Source organism: Anaeromusa sp., from assembly GCF_028691475.1.
Taxonomy (GTDB): Bacteria; Bacillota; Negativicutes; order Anaeromusales; family Anaeromusaceae; genus Anaeromusa.
In genome coordinates this window covers 1-5,035 of sequence record NZ_JAQUZF010000150.1, presented here as the reverse complement: position 1 = coordinate 5,035, position 5,035 = coordinate 1, and the positions used below count along the sequence as shown (strand labels likewise).

Here is a 5,035-nt window from a genome sequence, read left to right as displayed (position 1 = left end):
CAAGTCCCAAATTGATTTTTCTTCACTAATTTTCCGCTAATTTTCCGCTCTATGTTGGGAGGTAAAATAAAAAGACCTCATTACGAGGCCAGTAAATTCAAGGGTTTTGAGTTTGTGAGAACACTCTTAACAGGAGTAAAGGGAGTAATCGGAGGGTACGCTGAGGGTTACGGAGTACGATTTTTGAAAATGCTTTAAAAATAAGGGGCTGTGTCGCTAGATTAGCGGCGCAGCCTCTGTTTCTTTTTTGTGCCCTCCCTCTTAACTGCCAGCAGACGTCGGTTGCCATGCCATCCATGGCGCAACCGACCCTAACCGCATCCAGCGCCGTCGTACTCCTGTTAATTTTCGAATCCCTCTTTCGTACCCTCCGGTCACTCCGATTCTCTTGTTGGTTGCTTATCGTTCCTGCAGCGTGCCCATGAGGCCATGTTTGAGGGCGTAGTTGACCAGCTCGCTTTTTCGTGTAGCGCCGACTTTTTCCATTACTCTCGTTTTATAGGTTTCGACGGTTTTGGCGCTGAGGGTCAGTTTAGGGGCGATTTCGGTGATGGCGTAGCCGTGGACAATATAGCGCAGCACTTCCAGTTCGCGGGTGCTGAGCAGGTCCTCAGGCCGGTCCGCTGCGGCTGTTTCTTCTCCCAAGGTACGCAGCAGGCGCTGTGAATCTTGAGGCGATAAATAACGGCTGCCGGATAAGACGGTGCGTACGGCGTCGAAAAATTCCTTGTCAACGGCGTTTTTCGTTAAAAAGCCTTGGGCGCCCAGACGAAAGCCCAAGCGAATGTATTGCTCGTCTTCGTGCATGGTCAAAAGCAGGATGCGCGTTTGTGGCGAGGCGCTGCGGATATGTTCAATGCAGGATAGGCCGTCTAAGGCGGGCATGGAAATATCGAGAATGATTAGGTCTGGATGTAAGTCTCGCACCAGCTCGATGGCTTCCAGGCCGTCGGCGGCTTCGCCGACAAGCTCCAAAGACGGGTCTTTTTGCAGCATGGCTTTGAGTCCGGCGCGGATTAAACGATGGTCATCGGCTAAAACAATGGTATTCATAAAGGAGTCTCCTTTGTTAACGGAATTTCGACGCGCAAGAGAGTGCCTTGCCTGGAGGCGGGAGAGAGGGTGAAACGCCCGCCTAAGAGTTCTACTCGTTCGCGCACGCCTTGGATGCCCAAACGTTCTGTTTCGGCAGTTTGCTTTTCGTTTACGCCGCGGCCATTGTCAGCCAGTTCAATGCACAGCCAATCGCCTTGTTGGCAGAAGCGCAGGCACAGGGAAGAGGCCTGGGCATGGCGGATGATATTCGTGACCCCTTTGGATGTTTGCCGGCTTAGTGGTACTGAACGGCATGTTTCAGGGGATGGGCGTAGGCCCCAGTTTTATTACGATTGCCAATTGGTTTCCCCGGCGGGAACGCGGCATTGTAGGGGCGGTTTGGAATATTTCTCATAACGTAGGCGGCGGCATTGTGGCGCCCATTGTCGGCGTGGCCTTTTCTCTTGTAGGCGGTCCGGAAAACTGGCAGGTGGCGAGCTACCAGGTTCCTGCGCTTGTAGCTGTTTTCTTTGCCATGGTGGTGCTGCTTTTATGCAAAGGATCGCCGGCCAGCGAGGGCTTGCCGACTTTGGCGAAAATGAGGCCGGAACAGGCCAATCCCGCAGAACTGCGGAAAAACAACGCCCAGGCGCCGGAAGATATGACCGCTTTGCAGATTTTTTGCCAGTATGTACTGAAAAACAAAAATGCCTGGTTCGTATCATTAGTAGATACCTTCGTTTACATGGTTCGTTTTGGCATGATCAGCTGGCTTCCTATTTATCTGTTGGAAGTAAAGCATTTCAGCAAAACCGAAATGGCTATCGCCTTTCTGTTCTTTGAATGGGCGGCCATCCCGTCGACTTTGTTTGCAGGGTACTTGTCGGACAAGTTTTTTAAAGGGTATCGCATGCCTCCGGCCATTATCGCCATGTGTTTGATCTTCTTCTGCGTCATTGGCTATTGGCAGAGCACTACGCTGTTCTGGACTACGGTCTTTGCGGCGATTGTAGGCTGCTTGATCTACATTCCCCAATTTTTGGCGTCCGTACAAACCATGGAGATTGTTCCCTCCTTTGCCGTTGGTTCGGCAGTGGGGCTGCGCGGTTTCATGAGCTATATTTGCGGCGCGTCCTTAGGTACCAGCTTGTTTGGGGTTATGGTGGACCGAGTGGGCTGGGACGGCGGCTTCTACGTGCTGTTAGGCGGCGTGGTTTGTTGCGTGTTCTTCTGCATCCTGACACATCGGGGGGCTCAAAAACTGGCTAAAGAGCGCGAAGAGCTGCAGCGCGCGGCGGGTTGAGAGACTTCAATTAGTAGGAAATTGAAATAGGCTTGCTTGGTGCAGGTAGCTGCATCAAGCAAGCCTATTTTTTTTATAAAACCGTACCCCGTAACCCTCATTCGTACCCTCTCTTGACTCTGATTCTCTTGTTCAATTCTCTGTTTTCCTCTGGCCTTTCTCTGCTCTGTGCTTCATCCTCTCCGTACCCTCCATCTACTCCCTTTACGCCTGTTCGATTTCCGTTCCTGCTACCACTCCTTGTGTCTCCCAACAGTGGAATTCCTCCATTGTAAGTCGACTTTAAAAAACCAGTAAAATCGCGACATGTACAGTTTGTAAAGTTTTTTGGTGAAGGACAAAGTATATTTTTTTAAAAGTTAAGAATTTGTTTTCTGCGGCCTTAGAGTGTGCTATGATGAGATAGCAGTCGATAACACGACGAGGAGGATGGAACGTGAGAAAGTTTGAAGAAGTTCTGGAGAAAGCAAAAGGAATTCCTACGTGTAAAGTAGCGGTAGCGGCAGCGGAAGACGAGCATGTCTTAGAGGCGGTGCTGGCGGCGAAAAAACAAGGAATTGCCGAGGCGGTTCTTGTCGGCGATAAAGAGAAAATCTTGGCCTTGGCGGCGCAGTGCGGCGTAGCGGCAGAAGATTTGACGATAGTACATGAGGCCAATCCTTCGAAGGCGGCGCTGGAAGCGGTGCGTTTAGTCAGCTCCGGAGAAGCCCAGGTCGTTATGAAAGGCTTGATTCCTACAGCTGATTTTCTGCGCGCGGTGTTGAATAAGGATGTGGGCTTGCGCCAGGGCAAGCAAGTGCTGTCTCATGTGGCGGTGATGGAGATTCCCGGGCGGGAGAAACTGCTCTTTATGAGCGATGGCGCGATGAATATGCGGCCGGATTTGCCGCAGAAGGTGCAGATCTTAAAGAATGTCGTTCATGTAGCGCATGCGTTGGGTTTGGAAAAACCACGCGTAGCGGCGCTGGCGGCGGTAGAGGTCGTCAATCCGGACATGCCGGAAACGGTGGATGCGGCGGCGTTGACAAAAATGTGCGAACGCGGCCAGATCAAGGGCTGTATTGTGGATGGTCCTTTGGCTCTCGATAATGCTTTAAGCGAGGAAGCGGCGCACCATAAAGGCATTGTCAGCGAAGTGGCCGGGCGCGCCGACGTGCTCTTGGTGCCGGAAATTATCTGCGGCAATATGCTGTACAAGGCAGCTACCTTTTTGGCGCAGGGCGCTGTGGCCGGCGTGGTGGTCGGCGCTAAAGCTCCGATTGTCATGACTTCTCGCGCCGATTCATCCGCTGCGAAGCTGCAATCCATCGCGTTGGCTGTGCTGGCGGCGCAGCCTCAAAAGTAGCCTAAATGGCGTATGAAATTTATTTTGTAAAAAGGCGTTGACAAGGTGAGGTTATTCCGTTAATATATACATTGTCCCGGAGCTGCAGTAGCGGCAACGGCAAACGGCCCGTTGGTCAAGCGGTTAAGACACCGCCCTTTCACGGCGGTAACAAGGGTTCGAATCCCTTACGGGTCACCAAACTCGCGTTTAGCGCTTTGGCGCTGGACATAGAGTGGGCGATTAGCTCAGCTGGGAGAGCGCCTGCCTTACAAGCAGGATGTCGGCAGTTCGATCCTGTCATCGCCCACCAAAAAAATGCGGCCCCGTGGTGTAGCGGTTAACATGCCGCCCTGTCACGGCGGAGATCGTCGGTTCGAATCCGATCGGGGTCGCCACTTTTTTTTTGCCGCGGTAGCTCAGTCGGTAGAGCAGAGGACTGAAAATCCTCGTGTCGGCGGTTCGATTCCGTCCTGCGGCACCATTGTAATTGCGACGCCTTTCCTGTTTGGAAGGGCGTTTTTTTATGTTCGGAAAGGCCTGAGTCTTCGGTCTGATACATAAACAAAGCCGAAAATTCAATTAATTGCAAATGTTTATTTCGAGAGTATTTTCAAACGATATAAATAAAGGTATAATAAACATACAATAAGCTAAGATTGGCAAATGGCAGAAATGAGGGGGAGGACGTCATAATGAATCAGAATAAGAGTCGTACGCCTATTGTTGCACAAATTGTTTTAATGTTTGTCTTAGCAGTGTCCTTGATGGCAGGGGTCGTAGGATACACCTACTACCATTTGCGCGCAGTCGGGGCGGAAGCGCAAAACGTCATTGAAGCGGATGCGCTGGACATGGTGGCGGCCAAAGATGCGCATACGCAATTTACGAGAGCGCTCCTGGATATGCGCGGTTTTCTCTTTTATCCGGACGGCATGGATACCTATGAGAAGGGATATCGGGCGAACATTCAGTTGAGCTATTCGATAATGAACGACTATGTCGCCAAGGTGGAAAAACCGGAGCTGAAGGCTAAAGGCGAAGAAGTGAAAAAGCTCATTGGCGATTACGTTAAGCTGGGGGATCGCGTGATTGCGGCGAAACGCGCGAATGATCCTAATTTGGCTAAGATTACTGGTGAAGGACGCGCTTTGGTTGCGGCGATCGATAAGGGCTGTGTGGAGCTGACGGAAGCGCAGCGGCAGACGTTGCTGAAAGAGACGCAAATCATGGTGGCTCATGTGCAGGCTATTTAGCCCCCTAATGAAGTTGGAGTCTTGTCTCTAAATCGGATAGAATAAAAACAGAAGGGTGGAGACAAGATATGAAGGGCAAAAACTACACTAAAGAATTTAAAGAATCAGTACTGAATG

At 51.1% G+C, this 5,035-nt stretch carries 4 protein-coding genes, 4 tRNA genes and 1 pseudogene; 7 read left to right on the top strand and 2 right to left on the bottom strand.

Going from position 1 to position 5,035, the window contains the following annotated elements:
* Positions 1–399: 399 nt before the first annotated feature.
* The gene (locus tag PHF27_RS13235) at positions 400–1,053 is read right to left on the bottom strand and encodes a response regulator transcription factor (protein ID WP_300071024.1); all 654 of its coding nucleotides are present in this window, start codon (positions 1,051–1,053) and stop codon (positions 400–402) included.
* Positions 1,050–1,268: an ATP-binding protein gene (locus PHF27_RS14355; RefSeq protein WP_363320069.1), complete on the bottom strand. Its 219-nt coding sequence runs from the start codon at positions 1,266–1,268 to the stop codon at positions 1,050–1,052. The genes PHF27_RS13235 and PHF27_RS14355 overlap by 4 nt, the downstream gene beginning before the upstream one ends.
* Positions 1,269–1,315: 47 nt before the next feature.
* Here PHF27_RS14355 and PHF27_RS13230 point away from each other — a divergent pair.
* The 7 genes and pseudogenes from PHF27_RS13230 to PHF27_RS13200 form a co-directional block, all read left to right on the top strand.
* Positions 1,316–2,338, top strand: a pseudogene (locus PHF27_RS13230) (MFS transporter); the annotation flags it as partial.
* A gap of 436 nt (positions 2,339–2,774) precedes the next feature.
* A complete protein-coding gene (gene ptb, locus PHF27_RS13225; RefSeq protein WP_300071021.1) occupies positions 2,775–3,683 on the top strand; it encodes a phosphate butyryltransferase in 909 nt (302 codons plus the stop codon).
* A gap of 105 nt (positions 3,684–3,788) precedes the next feature.
* Positions 3,789–3,863: transfer RNA gene (locus PHF27_RS13220), tRNA-Glu, on the top strand.
* A 36-nt stretch (positions 3,864–3,899) separates the two neighbouring features.
* Positions 3,900–3,975 (top strand) — tRNA-Val (locus PHF27_RS13215).
* A gap of 9 nt (positions 3,976–3,984) precedes the next feature.
* A tRNA-Asp gene (locus tag PHF27_RS13210) sits at positions 3,985–4,060 on the top strand.
* A 10-nt stretch (positions 4,061–4,070) separates the two neighbouring features.
* Positions 4,071–4,146, top strand: a tRNA-Phe gene (locus PHF27_RS13205).
* Positions 4,147–4,357: 211 nt separating this feature from the next.
* Positions 4,358–4,918 carry a hypothetical protein gene (locus PHF27_RS13200; protein ID WP_300071018.1) on the top strand — a complete coding sequence of 187 codons (561 nt, stop codon included), beginning with the start codon at positions 4,358–4,360 and terminating at the stop codon, positions 4,916–4,918.
* The last annotated feature ends 117 nt before the right edge of the window (positions 4,919–5,035 follow it).